Annotated in this window: 17 protein-coding genes and 1 tRNA gene; 7 read left to right on the top strand and 11 right to left on the bottom strand. The window is 72.6% G+C overall.

What is annotated here, in order from left to right; all coding sequences use genetic code 11:
- Window positions 1-49: 49 nt before the first annotated feature.
- Entirely contained in the window at window positions 50-1,021 is a 972-nt protein-coding gene (gene rarD / locus O1G21_RS16890; protein WP_270144705.1) for an EamA family transporter RarD, read from the top strand.
- Here rarD and O1G21_RS16885 read toward each other — a convergent pair.
- Genes O1G21_RS16885 through O1G21_RS16875 form a run of 3 tightly spaced genes read right to left on the bottom strand, consistent with a single transcriptional unit; the run spans window position 1,011 to window position 4,236 of the window.
- Window positions 1,011-1,886 carry an ABC transporter permease gene (locus tag O1G21_RS16885; protein WP_270144704.1) on the bottom strand — a complete coding sequence of 292 codons (876 nt, stop codon included), beginning with the start codon at window positions 1,884-1,886 and terminating at the stop codon, window positions 1,011-1,013. The genes rarD and O1G21_RS16885 overlap by 11 nt on opposite strands.
- Window positions 1,873-2,961, bottom strand: coding sequence for an ABC transporter ATP-binding protein (locus O1G21_RS16880; RefSeq protein ID WP_270144702.1), 1,089 nt, complete (start codon window positions 2,959-2,961; stop codon window positions 1,873-1,875). Before O1G21_RS16880 ends, O1G21_RS16885 begins: the two co-directional genes overlap by 14 nt.
- 3 nt (window positions 2,962-2,964) lie before the next feature.
- Entirely contained in the window at window positions 2,965-4,236 is a 1,272-nt protein-coding gene (locus O1G21_RS16875; protein WP_270144700.1) for a LolA family protein, read from the bottom strand.
- Window positions 4,237-4,417: 181 nt separating this feature from the next.
- Between O1G21_RS16875 and O1G21_RS16870 the strand changes: the two genes are divergently transcribed.
- Together O1G21_RS16870 and O1G21_RS16865 are read left to right on the top strand one after the other, a co-directional pair.
- Window positions 4,418-7,021: a bifunctional FO biosynthesis protein CofGH gene (locus O1G21_RS16870; RefSeq protein WP_270144698.1), complete on the top strand. Its 2,604-nt coding sequence runs from the start codon at window positions 4,418-4,420 to the stop codon at window positions 7,019-7,021.
- Window positions 7,022-7,229: 208 nt separating this feature from the next.
- Window positions 7,230-8,345 carry an ADP-ribosylglycohydrolase family protein gene (locus O1G21_RS16865; protein WP_270144696.1) on the top strand — a complete coding sequence of 372 codons (1,116 nt, stop codon included), beginning with the start codon at window positions 7,230-7,232 and terminating at the stop codon, window positions 8,343-8,345.
- Between the two features lie 181 nt (window positions 8,346-8,526).
- Here O1G21_RS16865 and O1G21_RS16860 read toward each other — a convergent pair whose 3' ends face one another.
- The 3 genes from O1G21_RS16860 to O1G21_RS16850 form a co-directional block, all read right to left on the bottom strand.
- Window positions 8,527-8,736 carry a DUF397 domain-containing protein gene (locus O1G21_RS16860; RefSeq protein ID WP_270144694.1) on the bottom strand — a complete coding sequence of 70 codons (210 nt, stop codon included), beginning with the start codon at window positions 8,734-8,736 and terminating at the stop codon, window positions 8,527-8,529.
- A complete protein-coding gene (locus O1G21_RS16855) occupies window positions 8,733-9,596 on the bottom strand; it encodes a helix-turn-helix domain-containing protein (RefSeq protein WP_270144693.1) in 864 nt (287 codons plus the stop codon). Before O1G21_RS16855 ends, O1G21_RS16860 begins: the two co-directional genes overlap by 4 nt.
- Window positions 9,597-10,115: 519 nt before the next feature.
- A complete protein-coding gene (locus tag O1G21_RS16850) occupies window positions 10,116-10,856 on the bottom strand; it encodes a GOLPH3/VPS74 family protein (RefSeq protein WP_270144691.1) in 741 nt (246 codons plus the stop codon).
- 298 nt (window positions 10,857-11,154) lie between these two features.
- Between O1G21_RS16850 and O1G21_RS16845 the strand changes: the two genes are divergently transcribed.
- Together O1G21_RS16845 and O1G21_RS16840 are read left to right on the top strand one after the other, a co-directional pair.
- Window positions 11,155-13,509, top strand: coding sequence for a D-alanyl-D-alanine carboxypeptidase family protein (locus tag O1G21_RS16845; RefSeq protein ID WP_270144689.1), 2,355 nt, complete (start codon window positions 11,155-11,157; stop codon window positions 13,507-13,509).
- Between the two features lie 131 nt (window positions 13,510-13,640).
- Window positions 13,641-13,713 (top strand) — tRNA-Arg (locus O1G21_RS16840).
- Between the two features lie 263 nt (window positions 13,714-13,976).
- Here O1G21_RS16840 and O1G21_RS16835 read toward each other — a convergent pair.
- Entirely contained in the window at window positions 13,977-14,846 is an 870-nt protein-coding gene (locus tag O1G21_RS16835; protein ID WP_270144687.1) for a phosphatase PAP2 family protein, read from the bottom strand.
- 455 nt (window positions 14,847-15,301) lie between these two features.
- Between O1G21_RS16835 and O1G21_RS16830 the strand changes: the two genes are divergently transcribed.
- Both O1G21_RS16830 and O1G21_RS16825 read left to right on the top strand, forming a co-directional pair.
- Window positions 15,302-16,273: a sigma-70 family RNA polymerase sigma factor gene (locus O1G21_RS16830; protein ID WP_030286482.1), complete on the top strand. Its 972-nt coding sequence runs from the start codon at window positions 15,302-15,304 to the stop codon at window positions 16,271-16,273.
- A 135-nt stretch (window positions 16,274-16,408) separates the two neighbouring features.
- Window positions 16,409-16,627 carry a hypothetical protein gene (locus O1G21_RS16825; protein WP_270144684.1) on the top strand — a complete coding sequence of 73 codons (219 nt, stop codon included), beginning with the start codon at window positions 16,409-16,411 and terminating at the stop codon, window positions 16,625-16,627.
- Window positions 16,628-16,688: 61 nt separating this feature from the next.
- Here the strand turns inward: O1G21_RS16825 and mscL are convergent, their stop codons facing one another.
- From mscL to O1G21_RS16805, 4 genes are all read right to left on the bottom strand, one after another.
- A complete protein-coding gene (gene mscL, locus O1G21_RS16820) occupies window positions 16,689-17,105 on the bottom strand; it encodes a large conductance mechanosensitive channel protein MscL (protein ID WP_270144682.1) in 417 nt (138 codons plus the stop codon).
- A 30-nt stretch (window positions 17,106-17,135) separates the two neighbouring features.
- Window positions 17,136-17,408, bottom strand: a complete 273-nt coding sequence (locus O1G21_RS16815) for a hypothetical protein (RefSeq protein WP_270144680.1) — start codon at window positions 17,406-17,408, stop codon at window positions 17,136-17,138.
- A gap of 306 nt (window positions 17,409-17,714) precedes the next feature.
- Window positions 17,715-18,035: an FmdB family zinc ribbon protein gene (locus O1G21_RS16810; protein ID WP_270144678.1), complete on the bottom strand. Its 321-nt coding sequence runs from the start codon at window positions 18,033-18,035 to the stop codon at window positions 17,715-17,717.
- Between the two features lie 125 nt (window positions 18,036-18,160).
- The gene (locus O1G21_RS16805; protein WP_405000659.1) at window positions 18,161-19,558 is read right to left on the bottom strand and encodes an MFS transporter; all 1,398 of its coding nucleotides are present in this window, start codon (window positions 19,556-19,558) and stop codon (window positions 18,161-18,163) included.
- Window positions 19,559-19,650: the final 92 nt, after the last annotated feature.

Below are 19,650 nucleotides of genomic sequence, written 5' to 3'. Positions count from 1 at the left end.
CGCCCGCTACCGTCGCCAGGACGACACGCGCGCGGGAGGGCACTCGGCCATGCCACAGACGAACCAGCGGGACAGCGGCCGAGGCCTCTGGTACGGCATGGCGGCCTACGGGATCTGGGGGCTGTTCCCCCTGTTCTGGCCGCTGCTGGAACCCGGCGCCGCCGACGACATCCTGGCCAACCGGATGGTCTGGTCCCTGGTCGCGGTGGTGCTGATGCTGGTCGCCCAGCGGCACTGGAGCTGGATACGCCCGCTGCTGCGCCAGCCCCGCCGGCTCGCCATGCTGGCCGGCGCGGCCACGGTGATCTCGGTCAACTGGGGCGTCTACATCTGGGCCGTCAACAACGGCCACGTGGTCGAGACCAGCCTCGGCTACTTCATCAACCCGCTGGTCACCATCGCCTTCGGCGTCCTGGTGCTCAAGGAGAAGCTGCGCGGCCCGCAGTGGACGGCAGTCGGCATCGGCGCCGCCGCCGTCGCGGTGCTGACCGCCGCCTACGGGCAGCTGCCCTGGATCGCGCTCACCCTGGCGCTCTCCTTCGCCACCTACGGCCTGCTGAAGAAGCAGGTCGGGCTGAGCGGGCTGGAGAGCCTGGCCGCCGAGAGCGCCTTCATGTTCCCCTTCGCCCTCGGCTACCTGGTCTACCTGGAGGTCAGCGGACGCGGCACCTTCGGGCACACGGTGGCCGGCTCGTACGGCTGGGGGCACTCCGGGCTGCTGATGCTCAGCGGGGTGATCACCGCGATCCCGCTGCTGTTCTTCGGCGCCGCCGCCGTCCGGGTGCCGCTGACGGTGATGGGCCTGCTGCAGTACCTGGCGCCGGTGTTCCAGTTCCTGATCGGCGTCGCGGTGTTCCACGAGTCGATGCCGCCGGCGCGCTGGGCCGGCTTCGCCCTGGTGTGGGCCGCGCTCGCGGTGCTCACCTGGGACGCCCTGCGCCAGGTGCGGGCCGACCGCGCCGGGCGGGCCGCGGCCGTGCCGCAGCCCGCCCCGGCACAGCGGGAGACCGTCACGCGCTGATGTCGCGGCTGGTGAACCGGGCCCAGGCCGCCGAGCCGAACACCGCGACGTAGGCGGCCTGCAGCCCGAGGTCCTTCCACACGCCGTCCCAGTACATCGGCTCGCGCAGCAGGTCCGAGAAGCTCATCCAGTAGTGGGTGAACAGGAACGGCCGGACGGCGTCCAGCTGCGGGAAGGCGTCCAGGATCTGCACCGTGATCACCAGCCCGACGGTCGCGGCCATCGCCGCGATGCCGCTGCCGGTGAGGGTGGAGACGAACAGCCCGATCGCCACCAGCCCGGCCAGCGAGACCGCGACCACCCCGGCCACCAGCACCGCCCGCAGCAGCGCGTCGGCGAAGCCGATGGTGTCCCCGGAGATCAGCGTGACCTCACCGAGCGGGAACAGGGTGGCGCCGGTCGCGAGCGCCGTCACCGCGACCGCGGCGGTCGCGGCCAGGCAGAACACCAGCCCGGCGGTGAACTTGGCCGCCAGCAGCCTGGTCCGCCCGGCCGGGGCGACCAGCAGGTAGCGCAGCGTCCCGGTGGCCGCCTCGCCCGCCACCGAGTCCCCGGCGACCACGCCGACCGTCATCGGCAGGAAGACGGGCAGGGCCACCGCCAGCGCGGTGAACACCAGGAACAGGCCGTTCTGGGTGGTCTGCGCGATGAAGCTCGGCGCCCCGCCGCCACCGCCGCGCGGACTGTCCGTGTTGAGCTTGACGATCACCCCGATCAGGATCGGCAGCGCCGCCAGGATGCCCAGCAGCACCTTGGTGCGCATCCGGCGGAAGGTCAGGTGCAGCTCGTTGCGGAACAGCGCCAGGAAGCCGGACGCGGTCTGCGGCCGACGGCCAGTCGCGAGCACCGTCTCAGCCTGCGACATCGAAGCCCTCCCCGGTCAGCGCCACGAAGGCGTCCTCCAACGTGCCCCGCTCCAGCCCGAACCCGTGCACCCGGACCCCGGCCTCGACCAGCGCCGCGCACAGCTTGGGCAGCGCCTCGTCGCCGCTCGCGCCCAGCTCGCCGTCCACCCGGCCCTCACCGGGCACCAGCGCGCCCACCTGGTGGGCCGCCAGCACCTCGGCGGCCTGCGCCACGTCCGGGGTGCGGACCACCAGCCGGCCCTGCGCCCGGGCGGCCAGCTCGGCGACGGTGCCCTGCACCACCAGCCGGCCCCGGGACATCACCGCCGCGTGGGTGCAGACCTGCTCGATCTCGTCCAGCAGGTGCGAGGAGAGGAAGACTGTGGTGCCCTCCGCCGCGACCTCCCGGACCAGCGCCCGGATCTCCCGCATGCCCTGCGGGTCCAGCCCGTTGGTCGGCTCGTCCAGCACCAGCAGCTCGCGCGGCTGCAGCAGCGCGGACGCCAGGCCCAGGCGCTGCTTCATGCCCAGCGAGTAGGCGCGGGCCTTCTTGCCTGCGGCGGCGCTCAGGCCGACCCGCTCCAGCGCGGCCTCGACCCGCTGCCGGCGGGTGCGCGGGTCGGCGGTCGGGTCGGCGGCGTCGAAGCGGACCAGGTTGTCCCGGCCGGACAGGAAGCCGTACAGCGCCGGGCCCTCGATCAGTGCGCCCACCCGGGGCAGCACGGTGGCGACGGACTGCGGCATGGGCTCGCCGAGCACGGTGGCCGCGCCGGAGGTGGGGGCGATCAGGCCCATCAGCATCCGGATGGTGGTGGTCTTGCCCGAGCCGTTGGGGCCCAGGAAGCCGAAGACCGAGCCGCGCGGCACGGTCAGGTCCAGGCCGTCGACGGCGAGCTGACCGCCGCGGAAGCGCTTGGTCAGGCCGCGGGTCCTGATCACGTCATCGGACCCGGAGGTACCGGACGTACTGGAGGCACCGGAGGCACGGGAAGCCGGGGAGACGGAAGGAGCGGAAGGAACGGGGGCCGGGCGCGACGCGGCGCCCGGGCCCCCGGCCGACTCCGTAACGTCCCCCGTTACGGGAGTCTCGGTCATCCGTCAGTTCACCCCGGCGGCGTGCTGGAGGACCGGCAGGGTCACCGCGCCGGCGAAGACCCGGCCGTCGTCGGTGAGCAGGACGTTGACGACCTTGGTGCTGATCAGGGTGCCGCCGCCGACCGGCTTGCCGAGCGACTTCACCAGCGCCTGCGGGTTCATCGGCTGGCCGTGGCGCTTGCCCTGCTTGCCGTCGCCGTGCGAGCCCTGGGCGGGCGCCTCGACGCTGCTGGGCAGCTGGGTGGAGATCACCGCCGTCCAGCCCTCGCCGATCACGTTCACCCCGTCGTGGCCCTTGCCCTGTGCGCCCCGGTCGCCCTGCGTGCCCTGCTCACCCTGCTTGCCCTGGGCGTCGTGGCCGGCAGCCGCCTCGTCCGCCTTCTTCTCCGTCACCTTGGCCCCCTTGGGCGCCGTGAAGTCGAAGGTCTTGGCGGCCGGCTTGGCGAAGGACACGTCGGTGAAGTGGACGTCCAGCACGGTGGAGCCGTCGGTGGACTTCACCACCACCGCGAGCGGCACCCCGTTGTCGGCGGCCACCGCGATCCGCACCTCGGAGACGGTCGAGCCGGACTGGGTCGGCTTGACGCTCAGCTGGTAGGCCTTCTGCCCGGCCACGTTGGCCGTCCCGGCCACGGTGACGGAGGTGGTGCCGGCGGTGCCGGTGAGGAACCGCTTGGCGGCCTCCTGCGGGGTGGTCGGCACCCCGGTCAGCGGCGCCTTGGGGGCCTTGGCGTGCTCGGCCGCCGGACGCCCGGTCATGTGCAGCGCGGTGTTGGTCGAGCTGTCCCAGGCCCAGCTCTGGTCGCCGTTGCGGACCAGGGTGTAGCCCGCCAAGTTCTCCAGCAGGTCCACCCGCTGACGGTCCGGGCCGTCGACCGCGACCCGCAGCGTCTGGTCGCCGCCGAGCAGACCGAGCAGCTTGGACTGCGGGTCCGCCGAGCCCTGACCCTGCTCGCCGCCGTGCCCGGCCGCCGCCCCGAGCCCGCCGGCCGCCGCGCCGAGCAGCTGGCTGGGCACCCCGAGGTCGGTGGAGACGGAGACCGTTCCGGACAGGGTCTGGGCGTCGGACCCGAGCGCCTTGGCCACCACCTGCTCGGCCGACAGCTGCGGCAGGTCCGGCGGCGAGTCGGCGGCCAGCGCCGGCACCAGCCCGACCCCGGCGGCGATCACCGCCGCCACCGCCACCGGCACCCCGGCCCGCACCAGGGTGCGCCGTCGAGAGCGGTACGGCACCGCGCCGTCCAACTGGTCCTCCACCGCCGTCTCATTGGTCATGGCGTACTCAACTCCTCCGTGTACACGTGCGATTGGCCCTGCTCCTCCATTAGAGGCCGGTACCGCCGCCACGTCATCGCCCTGCAGGGGCACTTCGAGGTGAACCTGATGGGTACGCCGACCCTGAGACGGCCTCAGGGTCGGGTCCTCCCCGGGTACCACCCTGGCGTAGGGTCGCGCCATGGACGGAACCGTCACGGACGCAAGCAACCCCCCGACCGCGAACGCGATGCGGCGCGCTCTGCGCCGCGCCCGGGACGGCGTCGCCCTCGACCTGACCGAGGCCGCCGTGCTGCTCCAGGCCAGCGGCGAGGACCTGCGCGACCTGTGCGCCAGTGCCGCCCGGGTGCGCGACGCCGGCCTGGAGGCGGCCGGCCGCCCCGGCGTCATCACCTACTCCAAGAGCGTCTTCATCCCGCTCACCCGGCTCTGCCGCGACAAGTGCCACTACTGCACCTTCGCCACCGTCCCCGGCAAGCTGCGCCGGGCCGGGCACGGGATGTTCATGTCCCCGGACGAGGTGCTGGAGGTGGCCCGGCGCGGGGCCGAACTCGGCTGCAAGGAAGCCCTGATCACGCTCGGCGACAAGCCCGAGGACCGCTGGCCCGAGGCCCGCGAGTGGCTGGACGCGCACGGCTACGACGACACCATCGCCTACGTCCGGGCGATGTCCATCCGCATCCTGGAGGAGACCGGCCTGCTCCCGCACCTCAACCCCGGGGTGCTGAGCTGGACGGACTTCCAGCGGCTCAAGCCGGTCTCCGCCTCGATGGGCATGATGCTGGAGACGACCGCCACCCGGCTGTGGAGCGAGCCCGGCGGCCCGCACCACGGCTCCCCGGACAAGGAACCGGCCGTCCGGCTGCGGGTGCTGGAGGACGCCGGCCGCAGCTCCGTCCCGTTCACCAGCGGCCTGCTGATCGGCATCGGCGAGACCCACCAGGAGCGCGCCGAGTCGCTGTTCGCGCTGCGCAGGGTCTCCCGGGCCTACCACGGCGTCCAGGAGCTGATCCTGCAGAACTTCCGCGCCAAGCCGGACACGGCGATGCGCGGCATGCCCGACGCCGAACTCGACGAGCTGGTCGCCACGGTGGCGGTCGCCCGGCACCTGCTGGGCCCCACCGCCTGCCTCCAGGCGCCGCCGAACCTGGTGGACGGCGAGTACGAGCGGCTGATCGCGGCCGGCATCGACGACTGGGGCGGCGTCTCCCCGCTCACCCCGGACCACGTCAACCCCGAGCGTCCCTGGCCGCAGATCGAGCGGCTGGCCGAACGGTCCGCCGCGGCCGGCTTCGAACTGCGCGAGCGCCTGGCCGTCTACCCCGAGTACGTGCTGCGCGGCGAACCCTGGCTGGATCCGCGGGTGCTGCCGCACGTCCGCGCCCTGGCCGACCCTGCCACCGGCCTGGCGAACCCGGACGCCACCGTCCAGGGCCACCCCTGGCAGGAGCCCGAGGACCTGCCGGAGGCGTACGGCCGGACCGACCTGCACACCGCGATCGACACCGAGGGCCGCACCGGCGACCGCCGGGCGGACTTCGAGGACGTGTACGGCGACTGGGAGGTGCTGCGCGAGCAGGTGCTGGCCAACGGCGCGCCCGAACGCCTCGCCGGGGACCTGCGGGAGGCCCTGGCGGTGGCCGCCGACGACCCGACCAGGCTCACCGACGACCAGGCGCTGGCGCTGTTCCACGCGGACGGCCCGGCCCTGGACGCCCTGTGCCGGATCGCCGACGCCGTCCGCCGCGACGCGGTCGGCGACGACGTCACCTACTGCGTCACCCGGAACATCAACTTCACCAACGTCTGCTACACCGGCTGCCGCTTCTGCGCCTTCGCCCAGCGCCGCACCGACGCCGACGCCTACACCCTCTCCCTGGAGCAGGTCGCCGAACGGGCCGCCCAGGCCTGGGAGGTGGGCGCCACCGAGGTGTGCATGCAGGGCGGCATCCACCCGGACCTGCCCGGCACCGCCTACTTCGACATCGCCCGGGCGGTGAAGGAGCGCGTCCCCGGCATCCACGTGCACGCCTTCTCCCCGATGGAGGTGGTCAACGGCGCGACCAGGACCGGCCTTTCGATCCGCGACTGGCTGCAGCGGGCCAAGGAGTCTGGTCTGGACACCATCCCGGGCACCGCCGCCGAGATCCTCGACGACGAGGTCCGCTGGGTGCTCACCAAGGGCAAGCTGCCGGCCGCCACCTGGGTCGAGGTGGTCACCACCGCGCACGAGCTGGGCATCCGCTCCTCGTCCACGATGATGTACGGGCACGTGGACACCCCCGCGCACTGGCTCGGCCACCTGCGGCTGCTCGCGGAGATCCAGCAGCGATCCCTTGAGAACGGCACGGGTGGTTTCACCGAGTTCGTCACCCTCCCGTTCGTCCACACCAACGCCCCGGTCTACCTGGCCGGCATCGCCCGCCCCGGCCCGACCGCCCGGGACAACCGCGCGGTGGTCGCCATGGCCCGGCTGCTGCTGCACCCGCACATCCCCAACATCCAGACCAGCTGGGTCAAGCTGGGCGCGGAGGGCGCGGCCGAGATGCTCCGCTCGGGCGCCAACGACCTCGGCGGCACGCTGATGGAGGAGACCATCTCGCGGATGGCCGGCTCGGCGTACGGCAGCTACAAGTCGGTGCGCGACCTCCAGGCGATCGCCGAGGCCGCGGGCCGACCGCACCGCCAGCGCACCACCCTCTACGGCGAGGTCCCGGCCGAGCGCCGGGCGGCGGCCCTGGCCTCGGACGGGCACCTGCCCGAGCTGCTGCCCGTCCTGGACTGAGGCCGGTCGCGGGACCCCGGCCGTCGTCGCCTCGACGGCGGCCGGGGCGGGGACGGCGGCCGTCGTGGCGACCCCGGCTGGGGCGGGGAACCCAAGTCCGAGGGACGCCGTCGTTTCGCTCGCGCCTTCGAATACAGTGCCAGGGCGCGCGCCACGGCCGTGCGTCGCGCGGACCGGCCCCGACCCCGACGAAAGGCGCCCCGTCGTGATGCCACTGTGGTCACGCGCCCAGCAGCAGGACTTCCGCAGCCGGGTGCGCGGCTGCCTGCTCGGCGGTGCCATCGGTGACGCGCTCGGCGCCGGCGTCGAGTTCGAGCCGCTGGAGAAGATCCGGGCCCAGCACGGCCCGCAGGGCGTCACCGGCTACGTCCCCGCGTACGGCCGCACCGGCGCCGTCACCGACGACACCCAACTCAGCCTGTTCACGGTGGACGGCCTGATCCGCGCCCACATCCGGCGCGACACCGGCAGCTGGCACCCGCCCACCGACCTGCACCTGGCCTACCTGCGCTGGGCCGCCACCCAGCGCGACTGGGGCCCGGACGAGCGCCGCCCGGACCTCGGCTGGCTCGGCCGCGAGGAGTGGCTGTACGCCCAGCGCGCCCCCGGCCAGGGCTGCCTGACCGGCCTCTCCGGGCCGGACGGCGAGCGGCTCGGCACCCTGGAACGGCCCAAGAACCCGCACTCCAAGGCCAGCGGCACGGTGGTGCGGGCGGCGCCGTTCGGGCTGCTCACCACCTGGGAACCGGGCCTCGTCTTCCAACTCGCGGTGGAGTGCTCGGTGCTCACCCACGGCCACCCCACGGGCTACCTCGCGGCGGGCGCGCTCGCGGTGATCGTCCAGTCCGTGGCGCGCGGCGGCACCCTGGAGGAGGGCGTCCACCTGGCGCTGGCCCTGCTCTCCGAGCGGCAGGCGCACGAGGAGACCACCGCCGCGCTGCGGGCCGCGCTGGACGCGGTGCGGGCGGGCGAGCCGTCCGCCGAGCGGGTCGAGGCGCTGGGGGAGGGCTGGGTCGCCGAGGAGGCGCTGGCCATCGCGGTCTACTGCGCGCTGGTCGCCCACGACGTGCGCTCGGGGCTGCTGCTGGCCGTCAACCACTCCGGGGACAGCGACTCCACCGGCGCGATCTGCGGCAACCTGCTCGGGGTGCTGCACGGCGACACGGCGCTGCCACCGGGTCTGGTGGCCGGACTGGAGGGGCGCGGCGCGATCCTCGAACTCGCCGATGACTTCGCGCTGGAGCTGATGCACGGCACCGAACTCCACGACCGGCACACCCCGGAGGGCGCCGACTGGGCCGCCCGCTATCCGGTGGCACACTGAACCGGCTCTCCCACTACGGCAGTTGCCCGTAGCGCCGACCGCCGCTCGGGGCGACGGATGCCGCTACGGGCAACTGGGCCGGGCACGGATCCGGTTCAGGCTGCAGGCCTCAGACCTCAGGCTGTAGAGACCGCAGATCTCAGGCCTCGGACGTCAGATCCGAGGCCTCGGACCTCAGGCCTCAGACCTCGCCGAAGGCCCCCGCCGCGACGGCCGCCGCGAACGCGTTCCAGGCCTCGGTGGAGAAGCGCAGCTGCGGGCCCGCCGGGTCCTTGGAGTCCCGTACGGCGACCGCTCCCGCGGCCGGTCCGGCGATCTCCACGCAGGCGCCCTGGCCTCCACTGTGACTGCTCTTGCGCCAACGGGTTCCGTGCTCGGCGGGGGTGATCATTCGTGGTATCCCTTTTCGATGTCGGCTATCAGCGACCGGCTCTCCGCGACACCGAGTGCGGCCGCTCTCAGGTAGTCGTAGAGACCGGTATAGCGGCGCACGTCCGCCTCCTTCTCCAGGTAGAGATCACTCGTCACACCTTCGAAGTAGACAACCGTGGAATCGGCTGACTCCGGGAACTCCAGCAGGGAGAATGTCCCGGTCATGCCGGGATGGGCGCCGTGCGAGAACGGGATCACCTGGATGGTGATGTTCGGGCGCAGGCTCAGCTCCAGCATCTGCTGCAGCTGGCGGGCCATGATCTCGCGGCTGCCCACCTCGCGGCGCAGCGCCGCCTCGTCTATGACGGTCCACAGGCTGCCGAGCTGGTTCTCGCCCTGGATGCGCTCCTGGCGCTTCATCCGCACCTGCACCCGGCGCTGCACCGCGTTCGCGTCGGTGTCCGGCTGGGTGCCCTCGACCACAGCCTGCGCGTACTGCTCGGTCTGCAGCAGACCGGGGACGAACGAGGACTCGTACGCGCGGATCGAGGAGGCCTCGGCCTCCAGGCCGATGTAGACGCTGTACGGAGTCGGCATGTCGTTGAAGTCGTGCCACCAGCCGCGCTGGCGGGACTCCTTGGCCATCTCCATCAGGCTGTTGCGCATCTGCTCGTCGGCCACGTTGTAGACGTCGCAGAGGTCGCGCACGTCGCGCTGGCTGATGCTGCGGCGGCCGTTCTCCAGTCGGCTGATCTTCGACTGGGAGACCATCAGACGGCCGGCCACCTCCTCCGCCGTCATCCCGAGGCCCTCGCGGAGCTTGCGCAGCTCCGAGCCGAGCCGTCGGCGGCGCACGGTGGGATTGATGTTCGCGGACACGTCGACCTCCGGCCGAACCTCTGGTGATCGTTGGAACGGCAGCCCTCGGAACACTTCGGACATTGGGACCAACCCCCCTGACTCGGAGCAGCATGTCACCTTGGGCCAGGTCGGCGCCGGGGAATCACAGCAGCGCAGTAGAACAGATCATCGGAAAAGCGCGTCCGTGAGACAGCGGAAGCTCCCAGGTGGTAATGCGGCTCGGTGACTCTGACCGGTAGTTGCGGTGGGCCTGCGGTGGGCCTCTCGACTGGCCTCCGGGAACGGCAGAGGGACGGTCGCCGGGCGACTTGCGTCGCGGGGCGACCGCCCCTCGGTGCTGCTGGTGGTGCCGGGATGGTGCGGTGGTGCCGGGACGGTGCCGGTGGTACCAGTGGTGCGGAGTTGTGCGGCAGGTGGTTCAGCGCCGTCGAGGGGCGTGAACGGTGCGGCGCGAGCTGCCGGGCTCGGTGCCCGCGCCGTCGTCGCCGTTGCCGGGCACGCCGTCGCCGTTGCCGGGCACGCCGTCGGCGGTCCGGATCAGCGGACCGCGACCCGCGGAGCGGCGACCCGCCCGCCCGAGGTCCGCCCCGCGGCGCGGGCGCCGGAGCGACCGGTACTGGCCCCGGAACCCTGGGAAGAACGGTTCTGCTGTGCCGGCAGGCCGTTCTGCACGTCCATCACGGCGTGCGCGACCATCCCGCCCAGCGGGTCGTACCGGATCAGGTCGCGCAGCCGCGACCGTGAGGACCGGCCCTCGTTGCCCGGGTACAGGTGCTTGCCCAGCCCCACCGAGTGGGCGAGGGCCGCGAGCGCGGCCGTCCGCGGGTCCGGCGGTACGCCGGTGCGGATCGCGGTGTCCAGCCGCTGCTTGATCGCGGCGTTGGTGCAGTCGTCGGACGCCTGGTACCGGGTCGTCGGCAGCACCCCGCACACCTGACCCGGCACGGCCGTGACCATGCCGCAGCGTTCCAGGTGCGCCAGGTACGTCTGCCGCAGCCCCAGCCGGGGCCCGCCGATCCAGTGCGCCGCGCGGACCGGACTGCCGCGTCGGCGCAGCAGCTCCAGTGCGTGGTCGAGGGTCGGGTCGCCGGTCGGCCGTGCGAGCACGACGGCGATCCGGTCGCCCTCCGGTACGATCCGTCCGGCCAGGGACAGCTCGACGAGCTGCGCCCCGGCGAGTCCGAGGTCGAGGGTCTGCGGCTGCGCCGTGGTACCCGTGGTCGGGTCCAAAGCGAGCAGCAAGAGTTCCTCAGGAACAGTTCTGCGGCTCTTGCCCATCCAAGCCTCCCCGCGTGGATGAGAGACAGGGTGACGCCTCTCACACGGGCTTGTCGAGTACGCCTCCGAATCGTGACCTTGCGGTGAAGGCGCGGAACCGGCGACCTCGGGCCCGGCGTCTGACTCTCGAACAGACCGCGGTGCGGCCGTGCGACGGCAATCAGCGCCGGTCGGGCGGGGTGTGCGCGGCGGGATCGGCCGTCGGTGGCGGAGACTGTACAGGTACACGGGGCGGGGCGTCGGCTTCCCGAAATCGGGTCTACCGGTGCCCCGCCGGGCGTTGAGGAGGCTGGGATACGTGGGCGAGTCCCCCGACAGGGTGCTGAGGGACGGCGAGCGGGAGCAGGACCGCGAACGCGAACGGACCGGTACGCCGGCTGCCGGGGCGTCAGCCGGGGCCGGTTCCGCGAATGCGTCTGCGGAGACGTCGGCCGACGCCACGGCCGAGGTACCCGCCGACGCGCCGAAGGCAGGCGCCGAGGGCGGTTCGACCGTACAGCTCCGTGTCCAGGATGTGGACAGCCGGACGACGATGCTGCGGCTGCCGGTGGACAACAAGACCACTGCGCTGCGGCTGCCCGCGGAGCTGGTGAAGCCTGCGGGCGACGACAGTTCCGAGGATGCGGCGGGGGAGAAGGGGGAAGCGTCGAAGGCTGACGGGGCGAAGGGAGCTGCCGAGCGGCCGCCCGCCGCCGACCCGCGTCTCGCCATGCGGACGACTGCGGCGGTGGCGGAGAAGGCCGGCGCCGACGCCGACACGCCCGATGCCGACACCGACGCCGACGCCGCCGGGAAGGCCGACTCGCCGGAGCAGGACGCTCCCGCCGAAGCTGACTCCCCCTCGGACGCGGACTCGGACGCGGACTCGGACGCGGGCTCGGACACCGATGCCGGCACCGACTCTCCCGCAGCCACCACCGCAACCGTCGCACTGACCAAGAACGGGCAGCCAGGTCAGCAGGCGGACGAACCGGGCCAGTCGGACCGGACCGAGAAGCTGGAGAAGCTCAAGCCGCTGCGCGCCGCCGCCCCCACCGCCGGGACGGTGCCCGAGCCCCCGGAGCCCACCCCGGCGCCCGAGCCGACCCCCGTCCCGGAGCCGGGGCCCGAGCCGCACCCGGAGCCCAGGCCCCTCCCCGAACCCGAGCCGACCCCGGGCCCCGCACCGCTGCCCGGCCCCGCCCCGAAGCCGACGCCGGGCCCCGGCCCCGCCCCGACGCCGCTGCCCGAGCCGGACCCGCGGCCGGTGCCGCCCGTCCCGCCGCTGCCCCGGCCCGAGCCGTTGCCCCGGCCCGAGCCGCTGCCCTCCCGGCAACCCGCTCCCCAGCCGCAGCCGCAGCCCGCTCCGCAGCCTCAGCCCTCGCCCTCGCCGGAGACCACGGCCGAGGCGATGGAGGTGCTGGCCACCCTCAACGCCCGCCCGGTCTCGCCGCTGCGGCGCGCGCTCAAGCGGATCACCATCTGGACGGTGTTCCTGGCCGTGGTGCTCGGCGCGGTGGTGGTGGCCCAGCTGCTGCGCCCGCTGCCGGACCCGAAGATGCGGATGACCACCGCGGGCGGCTTCAGCTTCTCCGGCGACCAGCTCGACCTCGCCTGGCCGGCCAAGGGCCAGTCCGCCGCCGAGGTGGTCGGCGTCGGCAGCCTCGGCAGCTCGGGCCAGGAGACGCCGGCCTCGATCGCCAGCGTCACCAAGGTGATGAACGCCTACCTGATCCTGCAGAAGTACCCGCTGAAGAAGGGCGAGAGCGGTCCGACGATCAAGGTCGACAAGCAGGCCGCGCAGGAGTCCGGCAACGCCGACGAGTCCCGGGTGACGCTCGTCGAGAACCAGGAGCTCACCGAGTACCAGGCGCTGGAACTGTTGATGCTGCCGTCCGCCAACAACGTGGCCCGGCTGCTCGCCCGCTTCCACTCCGGCTCCGAGGAGGCGTTCGTCAAGCTGATGAACGACACCGCGGCCAAGCTCGGCATGACCAACACCATCTACGCCGACCCGGCGGGATTCAACGCGGACACCAAGTCCACCGCGAAGGACCAGCTGAAGCTGGCCGAGCAGGTCATGAAGGACGACATCTTCCGGCAGATCGTCTCCACCCCGGACACCACGTTCAACAACGTGAAGATCTCCAACACCAACAACCTGATCAACCCGAAGACCGGCGTCATCGGGGTCAAGACCGGCTCCAGCACCCCGGCCGGCGGCTGCCTGATGTGGGCCGCCTACAAGGACATCGGCGGCGTGAAGCGGCTGATCCTCGGCGTCACCCTGGGCCAGCAGGCCACCTCGGCCAACCCGGGCGACGGCATCCTGCCCACCGTGCTCAAGGTCAGCGGCAAGCAGATCCAGGCCGCGCAGAACGGGCTCACCGGCCAGACCGTGGTGAAGAAGGGCGAAGTCGTCGGCACCGTGGACGACGGGCTCGGCGGCAAGGCCCCGGTCGTCGCGACCAAGGACCTCGTGGTGGCCGGCTTCCCGGGCGTCACCGGCACCATCACCCTTGACCCGACCGCGATCCACCACACCGAGAAGGCGGGCAAGGAGGTCGGCAACCTGACCGTCGGCGCGGGCGACAACAGGACGACGGTCCCGGTGGCCCTCCAGTCCGACCTCAACCCGCCGTCCATCCAGTCCCGCCTGCTGCGCCTCCTCTGACCCGCTTCTCCCCGGCTCCCCCGAGGGGGAGCCGGCCCATCCGGCTCCCCCTCGGCCGTTCCCCCGGTCCGCCACCCCCGGCCGACCCCTGATCCGGTACGCTGTGAACGGCCTGGTCACCAACCGGCCGCGCCTCAGTAGCTCAGGGGATAGAGCACGGCTCTCCTAAAGCCGGTGTCGCAGGTTCGATTCCTGTCTGGGGCACAACAGAACCGCAGCTCACAGGCCCTCCTCCCACCCGGGACGGAGGGCCTGCGGCATTCCCACCCGCGTTCGCACCCTCCCGTGCCGGTGCCGGTGCCGGTGCCGGTGCCGGGTCTGGTGCCGGTGCCACCCGGTGGGTTGCTCGCTGTGCAACCTCGGTACGAGTCCGCTCGTACCCGGACGGGCCTCAGCGTTCCGCGCCGGCAAGGGCGTTCGGTCGTGGTCGAGGCAGCTCGGGGCAGGTCGGGACAGGGCGGGCCGCGTCAGCGGACCGGCTCGTCCGGGCGGTCGGCGGGGCCGTCCAGCCCCGGCTCGTCCCACCCGACGCCGCTGAGCCGCGCGCCGTCCAACTCGGCGCCGTCCAGCGGATCGTCCGTCCGTGGCGCTCGGACGGGCGGGACGATGACCCGCTGGACCCGGGGCCTGGTGCGCCAGTTGACCCGCCGTACGTCACGGGCCAGTGCGCCCGGCCGCCAGAGTTCGATCGCGGCGGTCACCGCGCCCAGGACGACGCCGGCGGCCAGCCAGCCCGCGACCACGTCGCTGGGCCAGTGCACGCCCAGGGCGGTCCGGGTCCAGCCGATGGTCAGCACCGTGGCGGTGGCCACCGCGCAGGCGGCGGTGCGGCCGCGGCGGTCCACCCGGTACCAGAGCAGGCCGACCAGGACGGCGCAGGTGATCGCCGAGGCCATCGCGTGCCCGGAGGGGAAGGCCGGGCCGCCGGCGTGCGAGACCGGGTCGGAGAAGGCGGGCCGCTGCCGGTCGACGGCCAGCTTGAGCGCCCATTGAGCGCCCCAGCCGACCAGGGCCTGGGCGGCCACCCAGCCGGCCAGCACCCGGGCGCCGATCAGCCAGAGCCAGGCGGCCGCGATGCCGAGGAGTGCACGCATCGTGACCGGGCCGCCGATGTCGGAGAGGGTCTGCACCGCGGCGGTCCAGATCCGGTGTTCCCGCGCGTAGTCGTGGAGTTCGCTGATCCAGTCCTGGTCGAACTGGTACAGGGGGTGCCAGTGGTCCATCACCAACGCCGCCAGGAGGCCGAACAGCGCGGCGCAGCCCAGCGCGAGCGACGCGTCCCGAAGGAGGCGGCGATGACGCACGGTGACGGAAGTCGTGCTGTTGGTCAGGTGCATGCCTGGTACCTTCCCAGCGCCCCGCGTCGATCGCGAACTGGGGTGATAGCGATTTGGCATCTTTTGTGCGGAGGACCTGCGCACGCCGGGTGCGGGCGCGGCCGGAAAGGCGGGTGGAAAGGCGGACGGAAAGGCGCTCGGAAAGGGGCGGCGCGGGAACGTCCGCGATCGTCCGCCTGTTCAACGAATGGGCGACGGTCGCGTGTGCGGTCGGTGAAGAAATGCTCCACGGGCGGTCGCGGGCGAACGCATGAAGTGTCCGAGTGGTCACTGAATGTCCGGAACCGGAGTGAAAACCGGCAGGATACTGCATCGCTGGGAAGAATCTGAGCGACTTGGGAATGTTGTCCGGAATCTCTTCGTTGGATTGTTACGTGTGAGCCCTTAGGGGCCCGCACTTCTTGCCCTCTCAGGCAGGCAGGCAGACCTCGGCAACACCAGCAAAGGGAGCAAGCATGGCCACCCGTGCCGTCGTTCGCGACAGGGCCGACCGGACTCGCGCGGCCCGCCCGACCAACCTCGAGGCCGACCGTGACCTGGTCGGTATGTACCTCGACGAGATCGCCAGGACGCCCCTGCTCGATGCCGCCGAGGAGGTCGAGCTCTCGCTGCGGATCGAGGCCGGCGTGTACGCCCAGCACATGCTGGACGAGGGCGAACTCCCCGACGGCGTCACGCGCGAGGAGCTGGAGGCGATAGCCGCCGACGCCGAGCGTGCCAAGGACGTCTTCATCCGCTCGAACCTCCGCCTGGTCGTGGCGGTCGCGCGCCGCTACCCGCGCAGCGGGCTGCCGCTGCTCGACCTGATCCAGGAGGGCAACGCCGGCCTGGTGCGCGCCGTCGAGAAGTTCGACTACGCCAAGGGTTTCAAGTTCTCCACCTACGCGACCTGGTGGATCCGACAGGCGATCACCCGCTCGATCGCCGACCAGTCCCGCACCATCCGGCTGCCCGTGCACCTGGTCGAGGAACTCGGCCGGATCCGCCGGGTGCAGCGGGAGAAGTCCAAGGAGCTGGGCCGCGAGGCGGAGCCGGCCGAGATCGCGGCCGAGCTGGACACCACCGAGGCCCGGATCAAGGACGTGCTGGACTGGGCGCGGGACCCGGTCAGCCTCAACATGTCGGTCGACGACGAGGGCGAGACCCAGTTCGGTGACCTGGTCGAGGACACCGGGGCGACGTCCCCCGAGGACGCCGTGATGGTGATGCTCCGCCGGGAGGAGCTGGACGACCTGATCGGGCGGCTGGACGACCGTACGGCCTCGATCATCCGCTCCCGCTACGGCATGGAGGACGGCCGCGAGCGCACCCTCACCGAGGTGGGCAAGCAGCACGGCCTCACCCGTGAGCGGATCCGGCAGATCGAGAAGCACGCCCTGGCCGAGCTGAAGAAGATCGCCGACCACGCGGGCTTCGAGGCCGCCTGACGGCCGACGGCCGAGGTCGACCACCCGGGCCCTGGTGCGGAGCGCTCCGCACCAGGGCCCGTGGCGCGTCGCGGGCCTCTTAGGCTGGAGGAACAGGTTGGACCGTGAGCAGGGGACCGGCAGGGAGTGGACAGGGTGAGCGAGCAGCCACAGGAACAGGGACAGGGGCAGGAGGAGCAGGACCGGCAGAAGGCGGCCAGGGCCAAGGCCCGCCTGGTCTTCCGCGACCCGCTGGACCAGCAGTCCCGGGACGACACCGACGCCGGCTGGGGCGATCGCCCCGGGGCTGGGGAGAGCGGTGGGCGAGGGCTGGACTGGTACCTGAGCCAGCGCCCGCCGCACCACGGGGACTAGCGAAAACGGGGCTGGGGAGCGGGGGAACGGGACTGGGAACGGGGACCGGGGAACCGGGCGACTAGCGCGCCGTGACCAGCGCGTCGCGGATCTCGGTCAGCAGTTGGACCTCCTTGGCCTCGGCCTCGGCCGCCACCTCGGTGGCGCTCTTGCGCCTGGCCGCCATCCGGTTCATCGGGACGATCAGGACGAAGTAGACGACGGCCGCGGTGATCAGGAACTGCAGGGCGGCGCTGAGCACCGACCCCCACAGGATGAGGATTCCGGACGTGACCTCACCGGTGGCGCTCACCGTGCAGGGCCCCTTGAGGCAGGAACTGTAGGACGCCAGGTCCTTGGTCCCGAAGACGCCGACGATCGGATTGATCACGCCCTTGACGAAGGCGTTGACGATGTTGGTGAAGGCCGCGCCGATCACCACGGCGACGGCGAGTTCGACGACATTTCCACGCAGCAGGAATTCCTTGAAGCCCTTCATGCGGCCTCGAACGACGAAGTCATTCCGGGGTTACGGGTGATCGTCCGGGGGCCCGGATTGACAACCCGTACGGCCCACCGCGCCGCCCGAGGGCGGCGGCAGCCCGGCCCGCGCGGGCCCGAACGCGAGCGCCGCGGCCACCGCGAGCAGCACCAGTGCGGGCACCCCGGCCCGCCGCCGGACGGCCTGGCGCCAGCGGTGCCACCCGCCGCACCCGCGCCGGATCGGCGGGAAGCTCGGCACCTCCCGCCGCGGCGGCACGGTGGGCGCGGGCAGTGGAACGGACAGGCTCGTGGTCGTCATCGGGGCACCTCCGGATCGGGTCGATCGACATGCGGTCGGTCACCGTGCGGTCGGCCACCGCCCGGTGACCCACACGATGCCCACCCGCGCCGCCGCCGGAAAGCCGGTTCCCACAGCCTGTGGATAAACCCGCCCCTGTGGACAACTTCGTACACTCACACGAGTGAGACCGGCCTCCGCTAACTGACGAGGGCCGCGCCGGGGCACGTGAGCGCATGCGAAAAGGCCCGCCGCCCCCGCACGAAGCGGGACCGACGGGCCTTCCCGTGAAGCTTCAGGAGCTCCCGGGAGCCCCGGGAACCGAGGTCAGCTCGCTGCCGGAGCCGGGCTGCTGGACGAGCTGGTCGAGCTGGAGCTGCTGGAAGCGCTCGACGAGCCGGACGACCCCGAGGTCGACGACGACGTCGAGGAGCCGGCGGACGAGCCCGCGCCCACCGAGCTGCTGGAGGACGAGCGGCTGTCGGTCCGGTAGAAGCCCGAGCCCTTGAACACGACGCCCACGGCCGAGAAGACCTTGCGGAGCCGTCCCTGGCAGTCGGGGCACGTGGTCAGCGCCTCGTCGGTGAACTTCTGCACCGCCTCCAGGCCGCTGCCGCACTCGGTGCACTGGTACTGGTACGTGGGCACTTGTCTTCCTCCTGGCACTCTCGCCTGATGAGTGCTAACGATGGTCAATGATGCGGTATTCCGTTGGATCAGTCCAGCGAATCCGGTGTGAGATGAGCCGGTACGGGCCGCGTTCGACCGCTCGCTCAGCCCTTGGCCGCGCCGACCAGCTGCCCCGAGGCGGCGCGCTCGCCGGACCCGGGGCGCTCGCCGGATCCCGCCACCACGTGACCGGTCCGGTGCGGTGCGACCAGCAGGTGCCGCATCGACACCAGCGCGACCAGCCCCAGGCCGGCGCCGACCAGCGGCACCAGGAACCCGGCGGACGGCCCGTGGCCGTCGATCAGCCGCCCGGCCACCATCGAGCCGACGGCCAGGCCCAGGCCGATGGCGCCGGTCAGCCAGGTGAAGGCCTCGGTCTTGGCGCCGTCCTCGACCAGGGTCTCGACCAGGGTGTAGCCGCTGATCAGGGTCGGGGCGATGGCCAGACCGCAGAACAGCCCGGCGATCGACAGGGCGACCAGGTTGGGCATCGCCCAGAGCGTCGAGCAGCCCACCACCAGCAGGGCGTAGCTGATGACCATCCGGTGCTGGACGGCCCGACGCCAGGCGATGACGCCGTAGAGCACGCCGGCCACCATCGAGCCGCCGGCGAAGATCCCGTACACGGTGCCGGCGGCGCCGTGCTGGCCGACCGAGTCGGCGAAGGCGTTCACCGAGACCTGCATCCCGCCGAACACGGCCCCCACCCCGAGGATCACCCCGGCCAGCAGCCGGACGCCGGGCGAGGCCAGCGCGGAGGCGCGTCGCGCGCCGGGCCGCGGGGTGTTCCGGGCGGGCGCGGTGCCGCGCCGGGCGGCGAAGACCAGGCCGCCGACGAAGGTCAGTGCGGCCTCCGTGATCAGCGCGGTGGACGGACTGACCGAGGTGGCGATCTTGGCGGCCAGGATCGGACCGATCACGAAGGTGAACTCGTCCGTCACGGACTCGAAGGCGAACGCGGTGCTCACCTTGGCCGCCGAGGAGGCGGACGCACCGTCGGCGCCGATCGTGGCGATCCAGCGGGCCCGGACCATCGCGCCGATCTGCGGAACGCTCGCGCCGGTCGGAACGGCGGCCAGGAACAGGCTCCAGGCCGGCGCGTGGCCGAGCGCCAGGGTGATCAGCAGGGCGACCGAGGCCGCGTGCACCGCGACGGTCGGGACGAGGACGGCGGCCTGCCCGTACCGGTCGGCGAGGCGCCCGGTCTGCGGGCCGATCAGGGCCTGCGCGACGGCGGCGATCGCGGTGACGGTGCCGGCGGTGCCGTACGAGCCGTGGGTGTCCTTGACGAGCAGCAGGATGCCCATGCTGAGCATCGCGTAGGGCAGCCGCGCGATGAAAGCGGGGGCGAGGAACGTCCAGGCGCCGGGCGTGCGCAGCAGCGCGCCGTACCCGACCTTGGCGGGCGTCTCGGCGGCGGTGTCCACAGTGCTGGCCGCGGTGTCCAGAGCGGTGTCCGGAGTGGAGTCCGCGGCGATCTCGACCGTTCGGCGGGCCGTCACGGTCGGTCCTTCCTGCTGCCTGGTAGCGCGGCAGGGCATGGGGTGGCCCCGACGGCGCCGAGAGTCGTCCTCTCGCGCGTCGACCGGGGTAG

This window comes from Kitasatospora cathayae (assembly GCF_027627435.1).
Classification (GTDB): Bacteria; Actinomycetota; Actinomycetes; order Streptomycetales; family Streptomycetaceae; genus Kitasatospora; species Kitasatospora cathayae.
This window is presented reverse-complemented; position numbering and strand designations above follow the sequence as displayed.

What these genes read in the sequence shown, in the direction of transcription:
- mscL (WP_270144682.1), bottom strand. Translation starts at nt 17,105, where the DNA reads ATGAAGGGCTTCAAGGAATTCCTGCTGCGTGGAAATGTCGTCGAACTC.
- O1G21_RS16865 (WP_270144696.1), top strand. Translation starts at nt 7,230, where the DNA reads ATGCCACTGTGGTCACGCGCCCAGCAGCAGGACTTCCGCAGCCGGGTG.
- O1G21_RS16850 (WP_270144691.1), bottom strand. Translation starts at nt 10,856, where the DNA reads ATGGGCAAGAGCCGCAGAACTGTTCCTGAGGAACTCTTGCTGCTCGCT.
- O1G21_RS16885 (WP_270144704.1), bottom strand. Translation starts at nt 1,886, where the DNA reads ATGTCGCAGGCTGAGACGGTGCTCGCGACTGGCCGTCGGCCGCAGACC.
- O1G21_RS16860 (WP_270144694.1), bottom strand. Translation starts at nt 8,736, where the DNA reads ATGATCACCCCCGCCGAGCACGGAACCCGTTGGCGCAAGAGCAGTCAC.
- O1G21_RS16830 (WP_030286482.1), top strand. Translation starts at nt 15,302, where the DNA reads ATGGCCACCCGTGCCGTCGTTCGCGACAGGGCCGACCGGACTCGCGCG.
- O1G21_RS16815 (WP_270144680.1), bottom strand. Translation starts at nt 17,408, where the DNA reads ATGACGACCACGAGCCTGTCCGTTCCACTGCCCGCGCCCACCGTGCCG.
- O1G21_RS16870 (WP_270144698.1), top strand. Translation starts at nt 4,418, where the DNA reads ATGGACGGAACCGTCACGGACGCAAGCAACCCCCCGACCGCGAACGCG.
- rarD (WP_270144705.1), top strand. Translation starts at nt 50, where the DNA reads ATGCCACAGACGAACCAGCGGGACAGCGGCCGAGGCCTCTGGTACGGC.
- O1G21_RS16835 (WP_270144687.1), bottom strand. Translation starts at nt 14,846, where the DNA reads ATGCACCTGACCAACAGCACGACTTCCGTCACCGTGCGTCATCGCCGC.
- O1G21_RS16880 (WP_270144702.1), bottom strand. Translation starts at nt 2,961, where the DNA reads ATGACCGAGACTCCCGTAACGGGGGACGTTACGGAGTCGGCCGGGGGC.
- O1G21_RS16875 (WP_270144700.1), bottom strand. Translation starts at nt 4,236, where the DNA reads ATGACCAATGAGACGGCGGTGGAGGACCAGTTGGACGGCGCGGTGCCG.